The organism is Enterobacter sp. 6722112 (assembly GCF_058661685.1).
The window spans coordinates 2,624,120-2,647,379 of the sequence record NZ_JBZWGR010000007.1; the positions used below are offsets into that span (position 1 = coordinate 2,624,120).

Annotated in this window: 22 protein-coding genes, 1 pseudogene and 1 other annotated feature; of the genes and pseudogenes, 11 read left to right on the plus strand and 12 right to left on the minus strand. The window is 53.7% G+C overall.

Annotation, left to right across the window (positions count from 1 at the left end):
• Positions 1–67: 67 nt before the first annotated feature.
• Positions 68–1,240, minus strand: coding sequence for a serine-type D-Ala-D-Ala carboxypeptidase DacD (dacD, locus tag AC4OVU_RS14035; RefSeq protein ID WP_060460480.1), 1,173 nt, complete (start codon positions 1,238–1,240; stop codon positions 68–70).
• Between the two features lie 191 nt (positions 1,241–1,431).
• On the opposite strand from dacD, the gene sbcB reads away from it, so the two are divergent.
• Positions 1,432–2,868, plus strand: a complete 1,437-nt coding sequence (gene sbcB / locus AC4OVU_RS14040; RefSeq protein WP_015572402.1) for an exodeoxyribonuclease I — start codon at positions 1,432–1,434, stop codon at positions 2,866–2,868.
• Between the two features lie 121 nt (positions 2,869–2,989).
• Here the strand turns inward: sbcB and AC4OVU_RS14045 are convergent, their stop codons facing one another.
• The 4 genes from AC4OVU_RS14045 to AC4OVU_RS14060 form a co-directional block, all read right to left on the minus strand.
• A complete protein-coding gene (locus AC4OVU_RS14045; protein ID WP_006811203.1) occupies positions 2,990–4,348 on the minus strand; it encodes an APC family permease in 1,359 nt (452 codons plus the stop codon).
• The gene (gene yoeI / locus AC4OVU_RS14050; RefSeq protein WP_099458931.1) at positions 4,338–4,400 is read right to left on the minus strand and encodes a membrane protein YoeI; all 63 of its coding nucleotides are present in this window, start codon (positions 4,398–4,400) and stop codon (positions 4,338–4,340) included. The genes AC4OVU_RS14045 and yoeI overlap by 11 nt, the downstream gene beginning before the upstream one ends.
• 219 nt (positions 4,401–4,619) lie before the next feature.
• Complete coding sequence (locus tag AC4OVU_RS14055; RefSeq protein ID WP_015572401.1) at positions 4,620–5,549, minus strand: LysR substrate-binding domain-containing protein; 930 nt, start codon at positions 5,547–5,549, stop codon at positions 4,620–4,622.
• A gap of 41 nt (positions 5,550–5,590) precedes the next feature.
• Complete coding sequence (locus AC4OVU_RS14060; protein WP_110292751.1) at positions 5,591–6,415, minus strand: SDR family oxidoreductase; 825 nt, start codon at positions 6,413–6,415, stop codon at positions 5,591–5,593.
• Between the two features lie 172 nt (positions 6,416–6,587).
• Here AC4OVU_RS14060 and hisL point away from each other — a divergent pair, with 172 nt between their 5' ends.
• The 9 genes from hisL (at position 6,588) to hisIE (ending at position 13,804) form a co-directional block, all read left to right on the plus strand.
• On the plus strand, positions 6,588–6,638 hold the full coding sequence (hisL, locus tag AC4OVU_RS14065) for a his operon leader peptide (protein ID WP_099516347.1): 51 nt from the start codon (positions 6,588–6,590) through the stop codon (positions 6,636–6,638).
• Positions 6,614–6,737 (plus strand) — a sequence feature (His leader region). (Overlaps the previous gene by 25 nt.)
• Before the next feature lie 45 nt (positions 6,738–6,782).
• Complete coding sequence (hisG, locus tag AC4OVU_RS14070) at positions 6,783–7,682, plus strand: ATP phosphoribosyltransferase (protein ID WP_000886595.1); 900 nt, start codon at positions 6,783–6,785, stop codon at positions 7,680–7,682.
• A gap of 5 nt (positions 7,683–7,687) precedes the next feature.
• Positions 7,688–8,992 (plus strand): histidinol dehydrogenase, encoded by a 1,305-nt coding sequence (gene hisD, locus AC4OVU_RS14075; RefSeq protein ID WP_017693108.1) that lies wholly within the window; start codon positions 7,688–7,690, stop codon positions 8,990–8,992.
• Positions 8,989–10,050, plus strand: a complete 1,062-nt coding sequence (gene hisC, locus AC4OVU_RS14080) for a histidinol-phosphate transaminase (protein WP_059295492.1) — start codon at positions 8,989–8,991, stop codon at positions 10,048–10,050. The genes hisD and hisC overlap by 4 nt, the downstream gene beginning before the upstream one ends.
• Positions 10,047–11,114: a bifunctional histidinol-phosphatase/imidazoleglycerol-phosphate dehydratase HisB gene (hisB, locus tag AC4OVU_RS14085; protein WP_015572397.1), complete on the plus strand. Its 1,068-nt coding sequence runs from the start codon at positions 10,047–10,049 to the stop codon at positions 11,112–11,114. The genes hisC and hisB overlap by 4 nt, the downstream gene beginning before the upstream one ends.
• Complete coding sequence (gene hisH / locus AC4OVU_RS14090; protein WP_015572396.1) at positions 11,114–11,704, plus strand: imidazole glycerol phosphate synthase subunit HisH; 591 nt, start codon at positions 11,114–11,116, stop codon at positions 11,702–11,704. Before hisB ends, hisH begins: the two co-directional genes overlap by 1 nt.
• Complete coding sequence (hisA, locus tag AC4OVU_RS14095; RefSeq protein ID WP_015572395.1) at positions 11,704–12,441, plus strand: 1-(5-phosphoribosyl)-5-[(5-phosphoribosylamino)methylideneamino]imidazole-4-carboxamide isomerase; 738 nt, start codon at positions 11,704–11,706, stop codon at positions 12,439–12,441. The genes hisH and hisA overlap by 1 nt, the downstream gene beginning before the upstream one ends.
• Entirely contained in the window at positions 12,423–13,199 is a 777-nt protein-coding gene (hisF, locus tag AC4OVU_RS14100) for an imidazole glycerol phosphate synthase subunit HisF (RefSeq protein WP_003859481.1), read from the plus strand. Before hisA ends, hisF begins: the two co-directional genes overlap by 19 nt.
• Positions 13,193–13,804 (plus strand): bifunctional phosphoribosyl-AMP cyclohydrolase/phosphoribosyl-ATP diphosphatase HisIE, encoded by a 612-nt coding sequence (hisIE, locus tag AC4OVU_RS14105; RefSeq protein ID WP_110292753.1) that lies wholly within the window; start codon positions 13,193–13,195, stop codon positions 13,802–13,804. Before hisF ends, hisIE begins: the two co-directional genes overlap by 7 nt.
• Before the next feature lie 38 nt (positions 13,805–13,842).
• Here hisIE and wzzB read toward each other — a convergent pair whose 3' ends face one another.
• The 3 genes from wzzB to AC4OVU_RS14120 all read right to left on the minus strand — a co-directional run bounded on the left by wzzB (position 13,843) and on the right by AC4OVU_RS14120 (position 17,401).
• The gene (gene wzzB, locus AC4OVU_RS14110; protein WP_110292754.1) at positions 13,843–14,823 is read right to left on the minus strand and encodes an LPS O-antigen chain length determinant protein WzzB; all 981 of its coding nucleotides are present in this window, start codon (positions 14,821–14,823) and stop codon (positions 13,843–13,845) included.
• Between the two features lie 194 nt (positions 14,824–15,017).
• Positions 15,018–15,998, minus strand: a complete 981-nt coding sequence (locus tag AC4OVU_RS14115) for an IS5-like element IS5 family transposase (RefSeq protein ID WP_213060656.1) — start codon at positions 15,996–15,998, stop codon at positions 15,018–15,020.
• Between the two features lie 195 nt (positions 15,999–16,193).
• A protein-coding gene (locus AC4OVU_RS14120; RefSeq protein WP_089617520.1) for an IS3 family transposase occupies positions 16,194–17,401 on the minus strand; the annotation gives its coding sequence in 2 pieces (ribosomal slippage) (positions 16,194–17,080 and positions 17,080–17,401; 1,209 coding nt in all).
• Positions 17,402–17,567: 166 nt separating this feature from the next.
• Between AC4OVU_RS14120 and AC4OVU_RS14125 the strand changes: the two genes are divergently transcribed.
• A complete protein-coding gene (locus tag AC4OVU_RS14125) occupies positions 17,568–18,572 on the plus strand; it encodes an NAD-dependent epimerase (protein ID WP_110292755.1) in 1,005 nt (334 codons plus the stop codon).
• A 49-nt stretch (positions 18,573–18,621) separates the two neighbouring features.
• Here the strand turns inward: AC4OVU_RS14125 and ugd are convergent, their stop codons facing one another.
• From ugd to AC4OVU_RS14145, 4 genes and pseudogenes are all read right to left on the minus strand, one after another.
• Positions 18,622–19,788, minus strand: a complete 1,167-nt coding sequence (ugd, locus tag AC4OVU_RS14130; protein WP_110292756.1) for a UDP-glucose 6-dehydrogenase — start codon at positions 19,786–19,788, stop codon at positions 18,622–18,624.
• 253 nt (positions 19,789–20,041) lie between these two features.
• The gene (gnd, locus tag AC4OVU_RS14135) at positions 20,042–21,448 is read right to left on the minus strand and encodes an NADP-dependent phosphogluconate dehydrogenase (RefSeq protein ID WP_023303973.1); all 1,407 of its coding nucleotides are present in this window, start codon (positions 21,446–21,448) and stop codon (positions 20,042–20,044) included.
• A gap of 150 nt (positions 21,449–21,598) precedes the next feature.
• A pseudogene (gene galE / locus AC4OVU_RS14140) lies at positions 21,599–22,510 on the minus strand (UDP-glucose 4-epimerase GalE); the annotation flags it as partial.
• A gap of 26 nt (positions 22,511–22,536) precedes the next feature.
• Positions 22,537–23,234 (minus strand): IS1 family transposase gene (locus AC4OVU_RS14145; RefSeq protein ID WP_223429336.1). Its coding sequence is split into 2 segments (ribosomal slippage): positions 22,537–22,985 and positions 22,985–23,234, totalling 699 coding nucleotides; the frame shifts between segments, so codons are not numbered across the junction.
• Between the last annotated feature and the right edge of the window lie 26 nt (positions 23,235–23,260).

Genomic DNA, 23,260 nt, shown 5'->3' on the forward strand with positions numbered 1-23,260 from the left:
TTATCGGCAAACCAGGAGTGTTTATTATGTGAGCAGACTCGCAACACTGCCAGTCTGCCCAAAAAGGTCAGAGTTTATGATGCAGATAATCGCCAATACGGGAGAAAAGGCCGCCCTTTTCAACGCTTTCCAGCGTAACCAATGGCCAGTGCGCTACCACCTTGTCACGATCGTACAGCTGGATCTCCCCTACCCGCTGATGCGCGGCGATCGGCGCTTCCAGCTCTTTTTTATCCATCACGTATTTCGCCTTGATGTTCGGCACTTCCGATTTGGGTAATGCCAGCCAGAAGTCCTGATCCGTGCCCAGCGCGATCTGCTCTTTATCGCCGTACCAGATGCGCTCGGTTCCCACTTTTTTACCGTTATGCAGGATCTGCACCGTATCAAAATTTTGCTGTCCCCAGTGCAGCAGCTTGCGCGCCTGATCTTCACGTCCTTTCGGGCTGTCTGCCCCCATCACCACCGCAATCAGTCGACGCTGACCGTCCACCGCGGAGGCAATCAGGTTAAAGCCCGCGCCCGAGGTGTGACCCGTTTTCAGGCCATCCACGTTCATGGTCTTATCCCACAGCAGGCCGTTGCGGTTCTGCTGGGTGATGCCGTTCCAGGTCAGGCTCTTTTCGCTGTACATGTGATAGAACTCAGGCTCGCCGTGAATGATGGCCCGGGAAAGCACGGCGAGATCGTAAGCGGAGCTGTGCTGGCCCGGTGCATCCAGCCCGTGTACGGTTTCGAAGTGGGTATCGCGCAGGTTCAGCTTTTCAACGTAGTCATTCATCATCCTGACGAACTGCGGCTGACCGCCCGCCACGTGATCCGCCAGCGCCACGCAGGCGTCATTGCCGGAATCAACAATCAGGCCGCGGCTGAGATCGCGCACGGAAACCCGATCGCCCTCCTTCAGAAACATCAGCGACGAACCGTCAAAGACCGGATTGCCTTTTGCCCAGGCGTCACGTCCGACCGTCACAATGTCATCGGGGCTGATGCGGTGGCTATCAATGGCGCGATCGACAACGTACCCCGTCATCAGTTTGGTCAGGCTCGCCGGATTACGCTGCTGATGTTCGTTGCCCGCCGTTAAGATTTGACCCGTGGTGTAATCCATCAATACCCAGGAGCCAGCCTGGATGGCAGGCGGCTGAGGTGAAAAATCCAGCGGCTCGGCAGCCAGCGCGGAAGAAATACTCGAAGCGAGTAAAGAAACAGCAATAAACAGACGGCGTTTCAACGGTATATCCTCAGGTCAGTAAAAATCGATGACCTTTTTACGGGAGTTCTGATGTCGTTACCTGCCTTAATTGCAAAAAAATGTGACAGCACGCAGATTTTTTCGGAACAAATCTCGCAAATTTCTTGCCTGACGGTGCTTTTTATTCGGACTGCTCACCCCAATCGTTTACCATAGAGACGTCAATTTTTAACAGGATGAGATTACTGGTGTCTGACTCTGCCGCGCGCCCGACTTTTTTGTTCCACGATTACGAAACCTTTGGCACCCATCCGGCGCTGGACCGACCGGCGCAGTTTGCGGCTATCCGTACCGATGACGAATTTAACGTCATCGGCGAACCCGAGGTGTTTTACTGTAAGCCCGCCGATGACTATCTGCCGCAGCCGGGCGCGGTGATGGTGACGGGCATCACGCCTCAGGAAGCGCGGGATAAAGGCGTTAGCGAAGCAGAATTTGCCCGTCGCATCCACGACCTGTTCACGGTGCCCAATACCTGCGTGGTGGGTTATAACAACATCCGTTTTGACGATGAAGTGACGCGCAATATCTTCTACCGCAACTTCTACGATCCGTATGCCTGGAGCTGGCAGAACCGTAATTCACGCTGGGATTTGCTGGATATCATGCGCGCCTGCTATGCGCTGCGCCCGGAGGGGATTAACTGGCCGGAGAACGACGACGGCTTGCCGAGCTTCAGGCTCGAGCACCTGACGCGGGCCAACGGCATTGAGCACAGCAACGCCCACGACGCGATGGCAGACGTTTACGCGACCATCGCTATGGCGAAACTTGTAAAAACCGCGCAGCCGCGCCTGTTTGAGTATCTGTTGAGCCATCGCAGCAAGCAAAAGCTGATGACGCTAATTGACGTGCCGCAGATGAAACCGCTGGTGCATATTTCAGGGATGTTCGGTGCGTGGCGCGGGAATACAAGCTGGGTGGCGCCGCTTGCCTGGCATCCGGACAACCGTAACGCCGTCATCATGGTGGATCTCGCCGGAGATATCTCCCCGCTGCTTGAGCTCGACAGCGACACCTTACGTGAACGGCTCTATACGCCGAAAGAGGCGCTGGGTGACCTGCCAGCCGTACCGGTAAAACTGGTGCACATCAATAAGTGCCCGGTGCTGGCGCAGGCCAACACGCTGCGCCCGGAAGACGCCGACCGGCTGGGGATTAACCGTCAGCACTGCCTCGATAACCTGAAAGTGCTGCGCGACAACCCGCAGGTGCGCGAGAAAGTCGTCGCCATTTTTGCCGAAGCAGAGCCGTTCGTGCCGTCTGAGAATGTGGATGCGCAGCTTTATAACGGCTTCTTCAGCGACGCCGATCGCGCGGCGATGAATATCGTGCTGCAAACCGACCCGCGTAACCTGCCCGCGCTGGATATCACCTTCGCAGATAAGCGCATTGAGAAGCTGATGTTTAATTATCGCGCGCGCAACTATCCCGGCACGCTGGATGAAGCAGAGCAGGAACGCTGGTTACAGCATCGGCGCAACGTGTTTACGCCGGAGTTTCTTAATAGCTACGCCCAGGAGCTGGAGATGCTTTACGGTCAGTATGAAGGGAATGCTGAGAAGCAGGCGCTGCTGAAAGCGCTGTTCCAGTATGCGCAAGAAATTGTCTGAGTAGCGGGTACAAAAAAGCCGGAGGCGATGTCTCCGGCTTTTTTTTGCCGGGTGGCGCTAACGCTTACCCGGCCTACGAAACTGTAGGTCGGGTTGAGCAAAGCCGCCACCCGACACAGTCTTACGCGACGTCTTCGTACTGAGGAACCGGGTTGCGGAAGCTTCTGGTCACGCAAGCCAGGTAAATCAGACCGATTGCACCCCAGATCAGACCCAGAACCATTGAGCTCTCTTCCAGGTTGATCCACAGGGCGCCCACCGTCAGGGCACCACACACTGGCAGCACCAGATAGTTGATGTGGTCCTTCAGCGTCTTGTTGCGCTTCTCACGGATCCAGAACTGCGAAATCACGGAGAGGTTAACGAAGGTGAACGCCACCAGCGCACCAAAGTTAATCAGCGCCGTGGCCGTTACCAGGTCGAATTTAATCGCCAGCAGGGCAATAGCGCCCACCAGCAGCACGTTCCACGCCGGGGTACGCCATTTAGGATGCACGTAACCGAAGAAGCGGGTTGGGAACACACCGTCACGGCCCATCACGTACATCAGACGAGAAACGCCCGCGTGCGCAGCCATACCGGAAGCCAGTACGGTGACGCTGGAGAAGATCAGCACGCCCCACTGGAAGGTTTTACCCGCCACGTACAGCATAATTTCAGGCTGTGATGCATCCGGATCTTTAAAGCGAGAGATATCCGGGAAGTACAGCTGTAAGAAGTAAGACGCACCAATGAAGATCAGGCCGCCAATCAGCGCGGTCAGGAAAATCGCTTTCGGGATCACGCGCTCAGCGTCTTTGGTCTCTTCAGACAGAGAAGAGATACCGTCGAAGCCCAGGAACGAGAAGCACAGGATAGTTGCACCGGTGATCATCGGCACTACGTGAGCGCCTTCAGACCAGAACGGACGGGTGCTGGTCAGCGTACCTGCGCCTTCACCGTGGGAAACGCCGTAGATGATCAGCCCAACGATAACCGCAACAATCCCCATCTGAAGGATCACAATCAGGGTGTTGAAGTTAGCCACGGTCTTGATGCTGCGCAGATTAGAGATGGTCATAAAGGCCACCAGCGCCACAACGAAGATCCACGACGGCACGGAAGGCACCAGCGCTTCGAAGTAAATTTTTGCCAGCAGAATGTTGATCATCGGCATGAACAGGTAGTCCAGCAGTGATGACCAGCCCACCATAAAGCCAACCGCCGGGCTAATGGATTTCTGAGCATAGGTGTACGCAGAGCCTGCGGACGGGAAACGGCGAACCAGTTTACCGTAGCTCAGCGCTGTAAAGAGGATGGCGACCAGCGCAAAGGCGTACGCCGTTGCAACGTGACCGTCAGTAAGGCCTGATACGATACCGAATGTATCGAACAGCGTCATCGGTTGCATATAGGCAAGGCCCATCATAACAACCGGAATCAACGTAAGCGTTTTACGTAATTCCACGCGAGAGGTGTTTGGAGTTGCGTTATGCGACATAGTTATTCTCCTTTACGGTGATAACCGCCACGTAAGCGAAAAATTGCCCCATTTCTTTCTTCCTCAGCGACAACAACTGTCGGATTTTAGTAAATATCTATCCGGTACGAAGCCCGGCCTCTTGGTTTTTAGTTTCGTTTCGTACATGCAAAAAAAAATAACCGACGCCTTTTATATCGTCGATTATTCATTTGTTTGCAGCGGCGGCATTTTGCCCTATTCCAGATACAAAAGGCAATACATTGAGAAACCTGCCCATAAATTAATTTTACTAACTGATTGATTTCCCATCATCTGCCTGAGCGTAAACTGTGGCGATAGCACTATTTGCTAAAATTTCGTCTCGCCACCAGGCGCTGGCAAGCCCGGCGGTCTGTTCATTCCAGCCTACCCATACCGATTCGTTACTGCTTTGCGCTAAAACCTGTTTTTCCACCAGCGCTCCGCTGTCAATAAACCGCTGCGCTAAATAACGGGGAAGGTAACCGCACCCCAGGCCGCTTATTTGCAGCTCCAGCTTGGTTTTAAAATCAAAAACGGTGATGGCCTCCTGCTCATCCAGCAGCTGCGATGAAATGCCGCATTCGGGGCGAGAACTGTCTCCAACCACAATGGCGCGATAGTTTTTAATGACGCGTCGGGTAACAGGCTCCGGTTCATTCGCCAGCGGGTGATGAGGCGCAACGGCAAAAACCTGCTCCAGAACACCGAGCCGCGCAAAACCAAATTCGCTCAACTGGGGAGGCTCATGCAGCGCCCCAACGATGATATCCGCCCTGCCCTGCGTCAGGGCCTCCCAGGAACCGCCCAGCACGCCATTGATAAAAACCAGCCGGGTGACGCTGTGGCGCTGATAGAACGCCTCAATAAGCGGGGTAAGCAGGGAGAAAGGGAATGTATCATCAACCCCAATCACCAGCTCATTTTCCCAGCCCTGGTGAAGTTTGACGGCCTGTTTTTCCAGTTCGCGAACCGTATGCAGCACGTCACGCCCTTTTTCCAGCAGCATCTGCCCTGTACGGGTGAAACGCGCGCGATGCCCGGTGCGGTCAAGGATTTGGATATTAAGATCGCTCTCGAGCTTTTGCACGGTGTAGCTCAGAGCCGAAGGGGTTTTATAGAGCTTCGCCGAGGCGGCGGCAAAGCTCCCCTCTTTTTCCAGCGCATCCAGAATAACAAGAACATCCAGCAGCGGTTTCATCTTCGCCCCCTTGCGGTGTGCGATTGTCTCCGCCGGCGCAATTATTCCATGGGCATAACCAGCGGATCGGGATACTGATATTCAAATCCCAGTTCATGGCAAATACGATTACCATCAATAATTTTGCCTTTGCGTTCCCCCTGCGCCTCGCTGAATACCGGCGGCGCCAGACCCAGCTGGCGCGCCATCAGCGGATAAAAGGTACTGCGCGGCGGATGCAAGGGCGCACATATATTATAGATGTGCCCCCCTTTCGGAGCCTGCAAAAGCAGTTCTATTGCGCTGATAACATCCTCAAGATGCACAAGATTAACCCCGTGCTGGCCATCCGGCGCGGATTTACCGGCAAAGAAGCGCCCCGGATGACGCCCCGGCCCCACCAGTCCGGCCAGGCGTAAGATATCCACCTGCGTGCCAGGCAGATTGTGCAGCCAGTCTTCCAGCTCTTTCAGTACCCGGCCGCTGGCGGTCACCGGACGGCGCTCGGTGTTTTCTTTCGCCGTACCGTCGATATCGCCATAGACGGAGGTGGAGCTGGTGAAAATGATACGCGGGATATGGTGCGCCAGGGCGCTGTCGACGATCTCCTGCACCGCCTGCAAGTAAAAAGACTCACCCGGGCCGCTGCGCCGCGCCGGTAAGGTAATGACCAGCGCGTCCACATTCATCAGTTCATCCAGCTCGTCGGTATCGCAGATAAGCTCGGGTTCGAGACGCAGCTCGACACCATCAATGCCGCACATGCGTGCCGCTTCAACCCCATCTCGGGTGGTCTTACTCCCTGTCACCTGCCAGCCTTTCGCGGCTAATGACATCGCCAGTGGCATTCCTAACCATCCTAACCCGACAATCGCGACCTTTTTCATTACATTCTCCGCTTAACGATGCCTGTTATAAGGCTACGCCAGCCTGGTGGAACGCACAATTCATACCATCAATATGAAATGAATTAATGATCAAAAAAAGCCCTTGCTTTATGGCGTACAACTGGTTTAGGTTAAAAGACATCAAATGCATAAGCATTCAACGAGAATTTATATGACACGCGTTCCTTTTAAAAACCACCATCATCACCATCATCCTGACTAGTCTTTCAGGCGATGTGTGCTGGAAGACGTTTGGATCTTCCAGTGGTGCATGAACGCATGAAAAAGCCCCCGGAAGATCTTCTTCCGGGGGCTTTTTTTTGGACCGCATTCAGACAGGTTAAAACAGGTTAACGAGGAACACAGAATGTTAGATAACTCACGTTTACGCATAGCTATTCAAAAATCAGGCCGTTTAAGCGACGATTCACGCGAACTGCTGGCCCGCTGCGGGATTAAAATCAACCTGCACACCCAGCGCCTGATCGCCCTGGCTGAAAATATGCCGATCGACATTCTGCGCGTACGTGATGACGATATCCCGGGCCTGGTGATGGATGGCGTCGTTGATCTCGGCATCATCGGCGAAAACGTACTGGAAGAAGAGTTATTAACCCGCCGCGCGCAGGGCGAAGATCCGCGCTACTTTACCCTGCGTCGTCTGGACTTTGGCGGCTGCCGCCTGTCGCTGGCTACGCCGGTCGATGAAGCCTGGGACGGCCCGGCCGCGCTGAACGGCAAACGTATCGCCACCTCTTACCCTCACCTGCTGAAGCGTTACCTCGATCAAAAAGGCGTGCAGTTTAAATCCTGTCTGCTGAACGGCTCTGTTGAAGTGGCGCCGCGTGCGGGCCTTGCCGATGCCATCTGTGACCTCGTGTCCACCGGCGCCACGCTCGAAGCGAACGGCCTGCGCGAAGTGGAGGTGATCTACCGCTCCAAAGCCTGCCTGATTCAGCGCGACGGCGAGATGGCCGACGCCAAACAGCAGCTCATCGACAAGCTGCTGACCCGCATTCAGGGCGTGATTCAGGCGCGTGAATCCAAATACATCATGATGCATGCGCCGACCGAGCGCCTGGACGAAGTGATTGCCCTGCTGCCGGGCGCTGAGCGCCCAACCATTCTGCCGCTGGCGGGCGACCAGCAGCGCGTGGCGATGCACATGGTCAGCAGCGAAACCCTGTTCTGGGAAACCATGGAAAAACTGAAAGCGCTGGGCGCAAGTTCCATTCTGGTGCTGCCAATTGAGAAGATGATGGAGTAACGACCATGAGCTTTAACACAATCATCGACTGGAATACCTGTAGCGACGCGCAACAGCGCGAGCTGCTGATGCGCCCGGCAATTTCCGCCTCGGAGAGCATCACCCGCACTGTGGCGGAGATCCTCGATAACGTCAAAGCCCGCGGGGACGACGCGCTGCGCGAGTACAGCGCGAAGTTTGATAAAACTGAGGTCGACGCGTTACAGGTTACCGAGCAGGAAATCATTGATGCCAGCAATCGTCTGGGTGATGACATCAAACAGGCGATGGCCGTCGCGGTGAAAAATATTGATACCTTCCACACCGCGCAGAAATTGCAGGCGGTGGATGTGGAAACCCTGCCCGGCGTACGCTGCCAGCAGGTGACGCGCCCGGTGGCGTCCGTCGGCCTCTATATTCCTGGCGGCTCTGCCCCGCTGTTTTCGACCGTCCTGATGCTGGCCACCCCGGCACGTATTGCCGGTTGTCAGAAGGTGGTGCTCTGCTCTCCGCCACCGATCGCCGACGAGATCCTGTATGCGGCGAAGCTGTGCGGCGTGCAGGCGATCTATAAAGTAGGCGGTGCGCAGGCGATTTCTGCCCTGGCGTTCGGGACGGGTTCCATTCCTAAGGTCGACAAAATCTTTGGCCCGGGCAATGCCTACGTGACCGAAGCGAAGCGTCAGGTCAGCCAGCGTCTGGACGGCGCGGCGATTGATATGCCTGCCGGTCCGTCTGAAGTGCTGGTGATTGCCGACAGCGGCGCCACGCCGGATTTCGTGGCCTCTGACCTGCTCTCGCAGGCCGAGCATGGCCCTGACTCGCAGGTGATTTTACTGACGCCAGATGCCGACATGGCAAAACGCGTGGGCGACGCCGTTGAGCGTCAGCTGGCTGATCTGCCGCGGGCGGAAACGGCGCGTCAGGCGTTATCCGCCAGCCGCCTGATTGTGGCCCGCGATCTCGACCAGTGCATCGCCATCTCCAACCAGTACGGTCCTGAGCACCTGATTATTCAGACTCGCAACGCGCGCGAACTGGTCGACAGCATAACCAGCGCAGGCTCGGTGTTCCTCGGCGACTGGTCACCGGAATCCGCCGGGGATTACGCCTCCGGCACCAACCACGTGCTGCCGACGTATGGCTATACCTCAACCTGCTCCAGCCTGGGGCTGGCGGATTTCCAGAAGCGCATGACCGTGCAGGAACTCTCCCGCGAGGGATTTGCCTCGCTGGCGTCGACCATTGAAACCCTGGCCGCCGCCGAGCGCCTGACTGCCCACAAAAATGCCGTGACGCTGCGCGTTGCCGCCCTGAAGGAGCAAGCATGAACATCGAAGAATTAGCCCGCGAAAATGTCCGTCGCCTGACGCCCTATCAGTCTGCGCGTCGTCTGGGCGGGAACGGCGACGTCTGGCTGAATGCCAATGAATATCCCACGGCGGTGGCCTTTGAGCTCTCGCAGCAGACGCTGAACCGCTACCCGGAGTGTCAGCCGAAAGCGGTGATCGAGAACTATGCGCAGTATGCAGGCGTGAAGCCTGAGCAGGTGCTGGTCAGCCGTGGGGCTGATGAAGGGATTGAGCTGCTGATCCGCGCCTTCTGTGAGCCGGGTAAAGACGCGGTGATGTACTGCCAGCCTACCTACGGGATGTACAGCGTCAGCGCCGAAACCTTTGGCGTGTCCTGCCGCAACGTGCAGGCGCTCGACAACTGGCAGCTGGATTTGCAGGGCATCGCCGATAACCTCGACGGCGTGAAGGTGGTGTTTGTCTGTAGCCCGAACAACCCCACCGGGCAGATTATTCATCCGCAGGATATCCGCACCCTGCTGGAGATGACGCGCGGCAAGGCCCTGGTCGTCGCTGATGAAGCCTATATTGAGTTCTGCCCGCAGGCGACGCTGGCAGGCTGGCTTGAGGAGTATCCGCATCTCGTTGTGCTGCGTACCCTTTCCAAAGCCTTCGCCCTCGCCGGCCTTCGCTGTGGATTTACGCTGGCGAATAAAGCGGTTATCGACCTGCTGCTGAAAGTGATTGCCCCGTATCCGCTCTCAACGCCGGTTGCCGATATTGCGGCACAGGCGCTGGCCCCGCAGGGCATCAGCGCGATGCGCGAGCGTGTGGCGCAGATCCTGGAAGAGCGTCAGTATCTTGTCGATGCCCTTAAAACGATTCCGTGCGTGGAGCAGGTGTTCGACTCGGAAACCAACTACATCCTGGTGCGCTTCACCGCCTCAAGCGCGATATTTAAATCGTTGTGGGATCAGGGCATTATCTTACGAGACCAGAATAAACAACCTACCCTGAGCGGCTGCCTGCGTATTACCGTCGGCACCCGTGCAGAGAGCCAGCGCGTGATTGACGCCCTGAAAGCGGAGAAAGTATGAGTCAGAAGTATCTCTTTATCGATCGTGACGGCACCATCATCTCGGAGCCACCCAGCGATTTTCAGGTCGATCGTTTCGACAAACTGGCGTTTGAACCCGACGTGATCCCGGTGCTGCTGAAGCTTCAGAAAGCAGGCTATAAGCTGGTGATGATCACCAACCAGGACGGTCTGGGCACCGACAGCTTCCCGCAGGTAGACTTTGACGGCCCGCACAACCTGATGATGCAGGTGCTGACCTCGCAGGGCATCGCCTTCGACGAAGTGCTGATCTGCCCGCATATGCCTGCCGACGAGTGCGACTGCCGCAAGCCAAAAGTGAAGCTTGTTGAGCGTTATCTGGCGGAAGAGGCGCTGGATAAAGGCAACAGCTATGTGATCGGCGATCGCGTCACGGATATCACGCTGGCGGACAACATGGGCATTGCGGGCCTGCGCTATAACCGCGACACGCTAAACTGGGCGATGATTGGCGAGCAGCTCACCCGACGCGACCGCTATTCCCACGTTGAACGCAACACCAAAGAGACGCAGATCGACGTGAAGGTCTGGCTGGACCGCGAAGGCGGCAGCAAGATCCACACCGGCGTCGGTTTCTTTGACCACATGCTGGATCAAATCGCCACTCACGGCGGCTTCCGTATGGAGATCACCGTTAAGGGCGACCTGTATATCGACGATCACCACACCGTGGAAGATACCGGCCTGGCGCTGGGCGAAGCCCTGAAGCTGGCGCTAGGCGACAAGCGCGGTATCAACCGCTTCGGCTTTGTTCTGCCGATGGACGAGTGCCTGGCGCGCTGCGCGATGGATATCTCCGGGCGTCCGCACCTTGAATACAAAGCCGACTTTACCTACCAGCGCGTGGGCGATCTCAGCACCGAGATGGTGGAACACTTCTTCCGCTCGCTCTCTTACACTATGGGTCTGACGCTGCACCTGAAAACCAAAGGCAAAAACGATCACCACCGCGTCGAGAGCCTGTTCAAAGCCTTTGGCCGTACCCTGCGCCAGGCGATCCGCGTGGAAGGTGACGCCCTGCCCTCGTCGAAAGGAGTGCTGTAATGAACGTGGTGATTCTGGACACCGGATGCGCCAACCTGAACTCCGTACAGTCGGCGATTATGCGCCACGGCTACGAGCCGGTGGTGAGCCGCGACCCGGACGTGGTGCTGCGTGCGGATAAACTCTTTCTGCCGGGCGTTGGCACCGCCCAGGCGGCGATGGATCAGATCCATGAGCGCGAGCTGGTGGATCTCATCAAAGCCTGTACTCAGCCGGTGCTGGGCATTTGCCTCGGCATGCAGCTGCTTGGCCGCCGCAGCGAAGAGAGCAACGGCGTTGATCTGCTGGGCATTATTGAAGAAGACGTGCCGAAAATGACCGACCACGGCCTGCCGCTGCCGCACATGGGCTGGAACCGCGTTTATCCGAAGGCGGGCAACAGGCTGTTCCAGGGTATTGAAGACGGCGCGTACTTCTATTTCGTCCACAGCTACGCCATGCCCGTGAATGCCTACACCATCGCCCAGTGCAATTACGGCGAGGCGTTCACCGCCGCCGTGCAGAAAGATAACTTTTACGGCGTGCAGTTTCACCCGGAACGCTCCGGCGCCGCCGGTGCGCAACTGCTGAAAAATTTCCTGGAGATGTGATGATAATTCCCGCTTTAGATTTAATTGACGGCACGGTTGTTCGTCTCCACCAGGGCGATTACGGGCAGCAGCGCGACTACGGCAACGACCCGCTGCCGCGGTTACAGGCTTACGCCGCGGAGGGCGCTGAGGTATTGCACCTGGTCGATCTGACCGGCGCGAAAGATCCGGCCAAACGCCAGATCCCGCTGCTTAAAACACTGGTGGCTGGCGTGGACGTCCCGGTGCAGGTGGGCGGCGGCGTGCGTACGGAAGCCGATGTTGCCGCCTTACTGGACGCCGGCGTGGCTCGCGTGGTAGTCGGTTCGACCGCTGTGAAAGATCCTGAGAGTGTCAAGGGCTGGTTCCGCCGCTTCGGTGCGGATGCGCTGGTGCTGGCGCTGGATGTGCGCATTGACGCGCAGGGTAACAAGCAGGTCGCAGTCAGCGGCTGGCAGGAAAACTCCGGCGTAACGCTGGAAGAGCTGGTCGGGATGTATCTCCCGGTAGGGCTTAAGCACGTCCTGTGCACGGATATTTCACGCGATGGTACGCTCGCAGGCTCTAACGTCTCGCTGTATGAAGAGGTTTGCGCGCGTTATCCGCAGGTGGCATTTCAGTCCTCTGGCGGTATCGGCGACCTGGCGGATATCGCCGCTCTGCGCGGAACCGGTGTACGTGGCGTGATCGTGGGTCGCGCGCTGCTGGAAGGCAAATTTACGGTGAAGGAGGCGATTCAATGCTGGCAAAACGGATAATTCCCTGCCTGGACGTGCGTGATGGTCAGGTTGTAAAAGGCGTGCAGTTCCGCAACCACGAGATCATTGGCGACATCGTTCCCCTGGCAAAACGCTATGCCGAAGAAGGCGCAGACGAACTGGTATTTTACGATATCACCGCCTCCAGCGATGGCCGCGTGGTGGACAAAAGCTGGGTGGCGCGCGTGGCAGAGGTGATTGATATTCCCTTCTGCGTGGCGGGCGGGATTAAATCTGCTGACGATGCGGCGAAAATTCTCTCTTTCGGTGCGGACAAAATTTCGATTAACTCCCCTGCGCTTGCAGATCCGGAGCTGATTACGCGTCTGGCGGACCGCTTTGGCGTGCAGTGCATTGTCGTGGGGATCGACACCTGGTTTGATACCGCGACAGGCAAATATCACGTTAACCAGTACACCGGCGATGAAAGCCGCACGCGCGTCACCCAATGGGAGACGCTGGACTGGGTGCAGGAAGTACAAAAACGCGGTGCAGGTGAAATCGTGCTGAACATGATGAACCAGGACGGCGTACGCAACGGTTACGACCTCGAGCAGCTGAAAAAAGTGCGCGCGGTCTGCCAGGTTCCGCTGATTGCCTCCGGCGGCGCAGGCACCATGGAACACTTCCTTGAAGCCTTCCGCGATGCGAACGTAGACGGCGCGCTGGCCGCTTCCGTATTCCACAAACAGATTATCAATATTGGTGAGTTAAAAACGTACCTGGCCGACCAGGGCGTGGAGATCAGGGTATGTTAACAGAGCAACAACAGGCGCAGCTGGACTGGGAAAAAACTGACGGATTACTGCCGGTGGTTGTACAGCATGCCGTTTCAGGCGAAGTGCTGATGCTGGGATACATGAACCAGGAGGCACTGGCAAAAACGCTCGACAGCGGCAAGGTGACGTTTTTCTCGCGCACCAAACAGCGCCTGTGGACGAAAGGGGAAACCTCGGGTCATTTCCTGAATGTGGTCAGCATTACGCCAGACTGCGACAACGACACCCTGCTGGTGCTGGTCAACCCGATTGGGCCGACCTGCCACAAAGGCACCAGCAGTTGCTTCGGCGAGGCGAGCCACCAGTGGCTGTTTCTCTATCAGCTGGAACAGCTGCTGGCAGAGCGTAAATCAGCGGATCCCGAGAGCTCGTACACGGCGAAGCTGTACGCCAGCGGCACCAAGCGTATTGCGCAGAAGGTGGGTGAAGAAGGTGTTGAAACGGCGCTGGCGGCCACCGTGCATGATCGGGAGGAGGTGACGAACGAAGCGTCGGATTTAATGTATCACCTGCTGGTGCTGCTTCAGGATCAGGAGCTGGATTTAACGACGGTGATTGAGAATTTGCGGAAACGACATAAATAAAAAAAGACCGGGGAAACCCGGTCTTTTTTGTGTGTAAATCAGGCTCTTGGCTTGTAGTTTCTCAGCGCGTTATGGCCGAGGACGACAGCAGAACCGATGATCCCGCCGAGGAGAACGGCAAGGATGAGGGTGATGGCCTTTTTAGGGCTGTCACGACGGATAGGCAGGTTAGGTTTCATTACGTAACGATAGACGTGAATAGTGTCTGGGTTAACGTTGAGGTTCTGGATATCCAGTAAGTTCTGTTTGGTTTGGTAGTAAGCGCCTGAGAAGACCAGCGGACGTGACGCTTCGTTATCAATCATTGACTTGAGCGCTACGGTACCCAGCAGGAACATGGTTTCCTGAGTGACATCCTGCGTTTGCTGGAGCTGTGGAGTACTAATCTTAGCTGCTTCCGCATTCTTGTAAGCTTCAGAGATCTGTTTGATACGCAGATCTTTCTGCTCCTGAGCCACTTTCTCCTGGTTCTGAAGGGAGTCGTTCAAGGTTGTGATCTGCTGCTTGAGGTTATCTCTGAGGTCAAGCGTCAGTTCTTTAGCCGTCTGCTCATCAACCTGCTGAATATACTGAGCTAATTGCTTTTGAGCTGCATCAGCGGATTCGCCCTGATAGCTTACGGTTAAAGGTAAACTTTGCCCTTTTACGGTAGGCTCAATAGTCAGTTTTTCCGGATCTTCCTGATTCTCCAGCGCCTGTGCTAATGCCGAGAAAGAGGAATTAAAACGACCAATAGCACGATTCTGAATATCCAGCATGGAAGGCGCTGCGCCACCATAGAGAATATTCAACGCATTGGAATAGGTAGCTATTTGTGCAGCATCAGGCTGAGCTATGATGGCAGATGATGTCCATTTTTCTTTAACTACAGTGATATAAACAACGGCGAGAACAATGAAAGCAGCAACAAATGCCCCAATTACCCACTTACCACGCCACAGCTGTAGCACTAAATCCAGTAAATCAATTTGCTCCGGGTCATTGTTGCGTGTGACCAGGTTGTTGTTGTTTTGCGTCATACAATCCCTAACAGATAAAAAAGGGCAAACATAATCTTGTTTCCTTAGGGAAGGTGCGAATAAGCGGGGAAATTCTTCTCGGCTGACTCAGTCATTTCATTTCTTCATGTTTGAGCCGATTTTTTCTCCCGTAAATGCCTTGAATCAGCCTATTTAGACCGTTTCTTCGCCATTTAAGGCGTTATCCCCAGTTTTTAGTGAGATCTCTCCCACTGACGTATCATTTGGTCCGCCCGAAACAGGTTGGCCAGCGTGAATAACATCGCCAGTTGGTTATCGTTTTTCAGCAACCCCTTGTATCTGGCTTTCACGAAGCCGAACTGTCGCTTGATGATGCGAAATGGGTGCTCCACCCTGGCCCGGATGCTGGCTTTCATGTATTCGATGTTGATGGCCGTTTTGTTCTTGCGTGGATGCTGTTTCAAGGTTCTTACCTTGCCGGGGCGCTCGGCGATCAGCCAGTCCACATCCACCTCGGCCAGCTCCTCGCGCTGTGGCGCCCCTTGGTAGCCGGCATCGGCTGAGACAAATTGCTCCTCTCCATGCAGCAGATTACCCAGCTGATTGAGGTCATGCTCGTTGGCCGCGGTGGTGACCAGGCTGTGGGTCAGGCCACTCTTGGCATCGACACCAATGTGGGCCTTCATGCCAAAGTGCCACTGATTGCCTTTCTTGGTCTGATGCATCTCCGGATCGCGTTGCTGCTCTTTGTTCTTGGTAGAGCTGGGTGCCTCAATGATGGTGGCATCCACCAAAGTGCCTTGGGTCATCATGACGCCTGCTTCGGCCAGCCAGCGATTGATGGTCTTGAACAATTGACGGGCCAGTTGATGCTGCTCGAGCAGGTGGCGGAAATTCATGATGGTGGTGCGGTCCGGCAGGGCGCTATCCAGGGATAACCGGGCAAACAGACGCATGGAGGTGATTTCGTACAGAGCATCTTCCATCGCGCCATCGCTCAGGTTGTACCAATGCTGCATGCAGTGAATGCGTAGCATGGTTTCCAGCGGATAAGGTCGCCGGCCATTACCAGCCTTGGGGTAAAACGGCTCGATGACTTCCACCATGTTTTGCCATGGCAGAATCTGCTCCATGCGGGACAAGAAAATCTCTTTTCTGGTCTGACGGCGCTTACTGCTGAATTCACTGTCGGCGAAGGTAAGTTGATGACTCATGATGAACCCTGTTCCATGGCTCCAGATGACAAACATGATCTCATATCAGGGACTTGTTCGCACCTTCCTTAGTGTATCCGTTGCTGGCGAATTTTCTATAAGAATCCGATGAGTTATATCGGAAAGATGGGTTATGTATGTTGATTCCAACGCGTTATTGATCTTGACCCTCCATCTCCGAACAGCTTTTGTATCTTAAGTTAACGATGTCCGCTGCCGCCGGTATTCCCTCGGGGAGTGATATCCCAGCGCGCTGTGCGGGTGGTTTTCATTGTAATGCGTGAACGCTACTGCAAGGTTTCGCAGTGCTGTTCTCACATCCGGTTTTGGCATGAACGCGATATAGTCTTCTTTCATCGTTTTCACGAACCGTTCGGCCATGCCATTACTCTGCGGGCTGCTCACCGCTGTTGTGCAGGGCTCCAGATTCAGCTCTCTCGCGAACCTCCGCGTTTCATACGCGGTATACGCTGAACCGTTATCCGTCAGCCACTGCACCGCTGTGTCGGGCAACCTGTCGCCGAAGCGCTTTTCCACCGACCTCAGCATCACATCCTGCACGGTCGAACTGTCATAGCCTCCCGTGCTTGCTGCCCAGTCTATGGCCTCACGGTCGCAGCAGTCCAGCGCGAACGTTACCCGCAGTTTTTCGCCGTTGTCGCAGCCGAACTCGAAGCCATCTGAACACCAGCGCATATCGCTTTCTGCCACCGCTATCTTGCCCTTATGTTCACGCTTCGGTCGCTCTGGTTTGTGATGCAACAACAACAGGTTATGCTCGCTCATTATCCTGTAAAGCCGTTTGGCATTCACAGGTGGCTGTCCCTCTGTGCGACGTTGCTTGCGCAGGATGCCCCACACGCGTCGATAACCATAACTCGGCATATCGCTGATAATGTTGAGGATAGCCGACAGTATTTCTGCGTCTGCTTCTTCATTACGCCGGTTACAGCGCCTGTCCTGCCAGTCGGCAGAACGGTTAATCCGCAGTGACAGTTGCGCACGCGACACGCCCATGGTCCGGCTGACCATGGCTATTCCCCGTCCTTTGGCAACAAGGGCGCGTGCGCTATCCATTTTCGCGACTGACCGTACTCCACGGCTTCTTTCAGGATCTCAACTTCCATCGTTTTCTTGCCCAGAAGGCGCTGAAGCTCCCGGACCTGCTTCAGAGCAGCAGTAAGCTCAGAAGCAGGAACGACTTCCTCTCCAGCCGCAACGGCGGTGAGGCTGCCTTCCTGATATTGCTTCTTCCACTTAAACAGCAGGCTGGGCTGGATACCATGCAGGCGGGCGACATGGGAGACATTCATACCCGGCTCCATCGTCTGCTGGATAATGGCGATCTTCTCCTGAGGAGTTTTACGTTTACGGACTTCTTGCCCTAACAGGATCCCGGTCATCTCAAAATTGGCGTTAGTGTTAGACATATATTCAAGCCTATCTCTTATCTGGAGATACAGCTACTGTCCGGTGTTTCAGGGGGCTACATCAGATTCCAACGCGTTATCATAGATGAACTTTGATGCCCAGTGGCATCAACAAGAACACAAACTAAATGAGGAAACTATGAAATTTCTGGTAACTGGCGCTGCGGGCTTTATCGGTTCTCATGTCAGCAAGCGCCTGCTTGATGCAGGGCATGAAGTTGTTGGGCTTGATAATCTGAATGATTACTATGACCCTAACCTCAAACTCGCTCGCCTCGAGCTGCTCAAATCCGAGAGTTTCACCTTCCACAAGCTGGACTTAGCGGACCGCGAGGGCATGGCTGCGCTCTTCGCCAATGAGAAATTTGACCGCGTGATCCATCTTGCCGCACAGGCGGGCGTGCGTTACTCACTGGAAAACCCGCATGCCTACGCGGATGCGAACCTGGCAGGTCACCTGAACGTGCTGGAAGGCTGTCGCCACAACAAGGTTCAGCATCTTCTGTATGCTTCATCCAGCTCTGTATACGGCCTCAACCGTAAGATGCCGTTTTCTACTGACGACTCCGTAGACCATCCGGTATCCCTGTATGCCGCAACCAAAAAAGCCAATGAGCTGATGTCGCATACCTATTCGCATCTGTACAATCTGCCGACCACTGGCCTGCGCTTCTTTACCGTCTATGGCCCATGGGGGCGCCCGGACATGGCGCTGTTTAAATTCACCAACGCCATGATTGAAGGCAACAGCATCGACGTATACAACTACGGCAAGATGAAGCGCGACTTCACCTATATCGATGATATTGCGGAGGCGATTATTCGCCTACAGGACGTTATTCCTCAGGCCGATGCCGACTGGACAGTCGAAACCGGTTCGCCAGCAACCAGCTCTGCCCCGTATCGCGTGTATAACATCGGTAACAGTTCACCTGTCGAACTGATGGATTACATCACCGCGCTTGAAGAGGCGCTGGGCAAAGAAGCGGTGAAAAATATGATGCCGATCCAGCCGGGGGACGTGCTGGAGACCAGTGCGGACACCAAAGCGCTGTATGACGTTATTGGGTTTAAACCACAAACCTCAGTCAAAGAAGGCGTGAAAAACTTCGTCGACTGGTACCGCAACTTCTATAACGTTTAAAAACAGAAAACCCGGCAGAGCGCCGGGTTTTTTTATATCACGATTTTGATCAGTCACTGCCGAACAAATCGCGGGTATAGACTTTATCTTTCACGTCCGCCAGCTCTTCCGCCATACGGTTGGAGATAATTACATCCGCTTCTTTCTTAAACGCATCCAGATCGCGGATCACACGCGAATGGAAGAACTCATCTTCCTGCATCGCCGGTTCATAAATAATGACCTGCACGCCCTTCGCCTTAATACGCTTCATGATCCCCTGAATGGAAGAAGCGCGGAAGTTATCGGAACCGCTCTTCATGATCAGGCGATATACGCCCACCACTTTCGGCTGACGCGCGAGAATGGAATCCGAGATGAAGTCTTTACGCGTGCGGTTGGCATCCACAATGGCGGAAATCAGGTTGTTCGGCACTGCCTGATAGTTTGCCAGCAGCTGCTTGGTATCTTTTGGCAGGCAGTAACCACCGTAACCGAAGGACGGATTGTTGTAATGGTTACCGATACGCGGGTCAAGACACACGCCCTCGATGATCTGACGGGTGTTCAGACCTAAGCTCTCGGCATAGCTGTCAAGTTCGTTGAAGTAAGCCACACGCATCGCCAGATAGGTATTGGCGAAAAGCTTAATGGCCTCAGCTTCTGTGGAATCGGTGAACAGGACCGGAATATCTTTTTTGATTGCGCCTTCCTGAAGCAACGCAGCAAAACGCTCTGCACGCTCGGAACGCTCGCCAATCACGATACGGGATGGGTGCAGGTTATCGTATAACGCCCTGCCCTCGCGGAGAAATTCCGGCGAGAAGAAGACATTATCAATACCCAACTCTTCTTTAATCGATTTGGTGAAGCCCACTGGAATCGTCGACTTGATGATCATCACTGCGTTCGGGTTGATTGCCGTAACGTCTTTAATCACCGCTTCAACGGTTGAGGTATTGAAGTAGTTAGTTTTAGGATCGTAGTCAGTTGGGGTGGCGATGATGACGAAATCCGCATCGCGGTAAGCATCTTCTTTGTCCGTGGTAGCGCGGAAGTTCAGCGGTTTGGTCGTGAGGTATTCTTCAATCTCTTTATCGACGATCGGGGACTTCTTCTGGTTAAGCATGTCCACTTTTGCCTGCACGATATCCAGCGCAACCACTTCATGGTTTTGTGCAATCAGAATACCGTTTGAGAGACCAACATAGCCTGTTCCGGAGATAGTTATTTTCATTCGTTTAACTTCTTCAAGTTTGAGTTTCTGGAGGCGTAAGCACACCACCGCAATAAACAACTGTTGAGGTTTTTACCTCTTAAGTTGAGGGACTGTCAAGACGAATGCCTTGCTTCAGAAAGGGATAAATGTAGTGATTTATGCGGCAATGAAAGTGGTTGGCTGGAGAAAGTAAGTCAACATGGGCCTGAAAGCGATAAAAAAAGCCCGGTGAGACTCACCGGGCCATGCTATCAGACTGAGTTAAATCAGATTAATCCAGCCATTCGGTGTGGAACACACCTTCTTTATCCGTACGCTTATAGGTATGCGCACCGAAGTAGTCACGCTGTGCCTGAATCAGGTTCGCTGGCAGAACGGCAGCACGATAGCTGTCGTAATATGCCACCGCTGCGGAGAAGGTCGGAACCGGGATACCGTTCTGCACCGCGTACGCAACAACATCACGCAGCGCCTGCTGATATTCGTCTGCAATCTGCTTGAAGTAAGGCGCCAGCAGAAGGTTCGCGATACCTGCATTTTCAGCATAAGCATCGGTGATTTTTTGCAGGAACTGAGCGCGAATGATACAACCGGCACGGAAGATCTTCGCAATCTCACCGTAGTTCAGATCCCAGTTATTCTCGTCAGATGCCGCGCGCAGCTGAGAGAAGCCCTGCGCGTAAGAGACGATTTTACCCAGATACAGCGCGCGACGAACTTTTTCTACGAACTCCGCTTTATCACCAGCGGGTTTAGCCTGCGGGCCAGACAGCACTTTAGACGCTGCAACGCGCTGTTCTTTCAGAGAAGAGATATAACGTGCAAATACGGATTCGGTGATCAGGGATAATGGCTCACCCAGATCCAGAGAGCTCTGGCTGGTCCATTTACCGGTACCTTTGTTCGCAGCTTCATCCAGAATCACATCAACCAGGTATTTACCCTCTTCATCTTTCTTGGTGAAGATATCTTTGGTGATGTCGATCAGATAGCTGTTCAGCTCGCCTTTGTTCCACTCGGTAAAGGTCTCTGCGAGCTCCTCGTTGGAGAGGTTCAGGCCACCTTTCAGCAGGGAGTAAGCTTCAGCAATCAGCTGCATGTCGCCATATTCAATGCCGTTGTGAACCATTTTCACGTAATGACCAGCGCCATCAGGACCGATATAGGTCACGCACGGCTCGCCGTCTTCAGCTACGGCTGCGATTTTAGTCAGGATAGGCGCGACCAGTTCGTACGCTTCTTTCTGACCGCCAGGCATGATGGATGGACCTTTCAGAGCGCCCTCTTCACCGCCGGATACGCCGGTACCAATGAAATTGAAGCCTTCAGCAGACAGTTCACGGTTACGACGAATGGTGTCCTGGAAGAAGGTGTTACCGCCATCGATAATGATGTCGCCTTTATCCAGATACGGTTTCAGTGAATCGATAGCAGCATCGGTACCTGCGCCCGCTTTCACCATTAACAGGATACGACGAGGTGTTTCCAGAGACTCAACGAACTCTTTAACCGTATAGAAAGGAACCAGTTTCTTGCCTGGATTCTCAGCGATGACTTCTTCGGTCTTATCACGGGAACGGTTGAAAACGGAGACGGTATAACCACGGCTTTCGATGTTGAGCGCCAGGTTGCGCCCCATCACTGCCATACCGACAACGCCGATCTGTTGCTTGGACATTACATACTCCTGTCAGGTGTGGTCACCACGGCTTATGCGCGGCTACAAATTTGTAATATAATAACCTAAACTGAAATAATATAGAAGAGATAATAAAAATCCTAAAAAATGATTTTATTGTAAAAAGTTACGCTTGATCACAAACATATATCACTTACGCCTACTAGGGTTTTTAATCTGCCAATTCCAGGCATGCCTAAGCATATCAGCCAGATCATATTTAGCTTTCCATTTTAATTCTCTCATTGCTAAAGTAGCATCCGCCCAACATTCGCCAATATCCCCATCTCTTCTTGCTGTAATTGAATAAGGAACAGAAACCTTATTAACATTTTCAAATGTTTTGATTAAATTCAAAACAGATGTCCCAACTCCAGTACCCAAGTTATAAATTTTCAGTTTGGTTCCTGACATATTTTCCAGAGCCGAAATGTGCCCAGTGGCAAGGTCACATACATGAATAAAATCCCGAACTCCGGTGCCATCTACAGTATTGTAATCATTACCATAAATAGAGAGTGATTCCAACTCACCAATTGCAACCTTCGTTAAATAAGGAACTAGATTATTTGGTGTTCCTTTAGGTTCTTCCCCTAATAAACCAGATGGATGCGCGCCGACAGGATTAAAATATCTTAAAATTGTTATATCCCATTCTGCATCACTAGTTGAAAGGTCCATCAAGATCTTTTCAATCATGAATTTACTCGTCCCATAAGGATTTGTTGTCCCACCAATAGGACACTGCTCTGTTAACGGTATTTTTTGGGGTTGACCATAAACCGTAGCTGATGAACTAAATATTACTTTTTTAACATCAAAAAAATTCATCACATTAAGTAAATTCAAAGTCCCGGAAATATTATCGTTATAGTACTTTATAGGTTTAGAAATAGATTCACTGACAGATTTTAACCCAGCAAAATGTATAACACTTTCGATAGAGTGAGATCGAAATATTTCATTCAAGACATTGCTATCAAGTATATCTCCTTTATAGAAGCAAAACGACTCACCGCAAAGTTCATTTATTCGTTTAATTACCGACAGATTAGAATTTGATAAATTATCGAGGTAATGACTCTAACTTATTGATAGTGTTTTATGTTCAGATAATGCCCGATGACTTTGTCATGCAGCTCCACCGATTTTGAGAACGACAGTGACTTCCGTCCCAGCCTTGCCAGATGTTGTCTCAGATTCAGGTTATGTCGCTCAATGCGCTGAGTGTAACGCTTGCTGATAACGTGCAGCTTTCCCTTCAGGCGGGATTCATACAGCGGCCAGCCATCCGTCATCCATACCACGACCTCAAAGGCCGACAGCAGGCTCAGAAGACGCTCCAGTGTGGCCAGAGTGCGTTCACCGAATACGTGCGCCACAACCGTCCTCCGTATCCTGTCATACGCGTAAAACAGCCAGCGCTGACGTGATTTAGCACCGACGTAGCCCCACTGTTCGTCCATTTCAGCGCAGACAATCACATCACTGCCCGGCTGTATGCGCGAGGTTACCGACTGCGGCCTGAGTTTTTTAAGTGACGTAAAATCGTGTTGAGGCCAACGCCCATAATGCGGGCGGTTGCCCGGCATCCAACACCATTCATGGCCATATCAATGATTTTCTGGTGCGTACCGGGTTGAGAAGCGGTGTAAGTGAACTGCAGTTGCCATGTTTTACGGCAGTGAGAGCAGAGATAGCGCTGATGTCCGGCAGTGCTTTTGCCGTTACGCACCACCCCGTCAGTAGCTGAACAGGAGGGACAGCTGATAGAAACAGAAGCCACTGGAGCACCTCAAAAACACCATCATA